Origin of the sequence: Streptomyces sp. UH6, assembly GCF_013421635.1 — a bacterium.
GTDB lineage: Bacteria > Actinomycetota > Actinomycetes > Streptomycetales > Streptomycetaceae > Streptomyces > Streptomyces abyssomicinicus.
This window is the reverse complement of record NZ_JACADT010001238.1, coordinates 1-1,414: the sequence shown is the minus strand read 5'-3', so window position 1 is coordinate 1,414 and position 1,414 is coordinate 1. Positions and strand designations below refer to the sequence as shown.

Below are 1,414 nucleotides of genomic sequence, written 5' to 3'. Positions count from 1 at the left end.
ATCTGCCGCCGCCTCGACGGCCTCCCGCTGGCCATCGAACTCGCCGCCGCCCGCCTGCGGATGCTCACCCCCCGCCAGATGGCCGACCGGCTCGACGACCGGTTCCGCCTCCTCACCTCCGGCAGCCGCACCGCCCTGCCCCGCCAGCAGACCCTGCGCGCCGTGGTGGACTGGTCCTGGGACCTGCTGGACGACGCCGAACGGGCCGTGCTGCGCCGCCTGTCCGTCTTCGCCGGCGGCTGCGACCTGGCGGCGGCGGAGGCCGTCTGCGGCCCGGAGGCCCTGGAGGCGCTGGGCTCGCTGGTCGACAAGTCCCTCGTCGTCGCGGCGGACCCGTCCGGGGACGGCCAGATGCGCTACCGCCTCCTGGAGACCGTCGCCGAGTACGCCCGCGAGCGCCTCCTGGAGGCCGGCGAACACGACGCCACGCTCCGCGCCCACCTCGCGCACTACCGCGAACTCGCCCGGACCACCGACCCGTTGCTGCGCGGACACCGCCAACTCGACGCCGTCGGAAGACTGGAGGCCGAGTACGAGAACCTGCGCACCGCCCTGCGCACCGCCGTCGCCGAACGCGACGAGCAGGAGGCCCTGTGCCTGGTGCTCTCCCTGGCCTGGTTCTGGCAGATCCGAGGCCTGCGCGGCGAGGCCCGCCAGTGGAGCAGCGCGGTGCTGGAACTCGGCCCCGACCCCTTCGCCCCCGGCGCGCCCGCGGCCGTCCCGCTGTGGGAACGCTGCACCGACCGGCCCCCGCCGCTCACCGGCGACCTGCTCCAGGAGGCCCGCCGGGGCGTGCACCTGGTCCACCTGGCGTGCATGGACATGCAGGGGGAGCTGCAGGCCTGGCAGAACCCCGCGGCGCAGCGCAAGCTGCGGGCCATCGCCGGGGCGTACCGGCCGGGCATGCCGCAGGTGTGCCGCAACCCCGGCACCCTGTGGTTCTTCGCGGTGCTGCTGACCGGCCAGGTCGAGCGGCTCCGGGAGATCGTGGACGCCGCCGTGCGCACCACCACCGACCGCCCCGACCACGCGTGGGAGCACGCGCTCGCCCTCCAGATGCGGGCCAACCTGATCGCCAACCGGCCCGACTGGGAGGGCGACGCGGTCGCCGACGCCGACCGGTCGCTGGCGATCTGCCGGCGCCTGGGCGACGTGTGGAGCATCGCCGAGGGGCTGTGCGCGCGGGGCGCCGCCAACGAGCGTCACGGCCGGTTCGAACAGGCCGCCGACGACTACCGGCAGGCCGTGGAACAGGTGGAACTGCTCGGCGCCCACGCCCAGCGGGACGTGCTCCGCTCACGCCTCGGCGCGGTCCTGCTGGAGACCGACCGGCCCGAGCGCGGCGAGCGGCTGCTGCGCGAGGTGATCACCGCCGGGCCCCTCGGCGACCAGGAGGCCGGCCCGGCCGCCCGGA

At 75.9% G+C, this 1,414-nt stretch carries 1 pseudogene; it reads left to right on the top strand.

From position 1 onward, the window contains the following. Nucleotides 1-1,414 (top strand): annotated as a pseudogene (locus tag HW445_RS30910) (hypothetical protein); the annotation flags it as partial.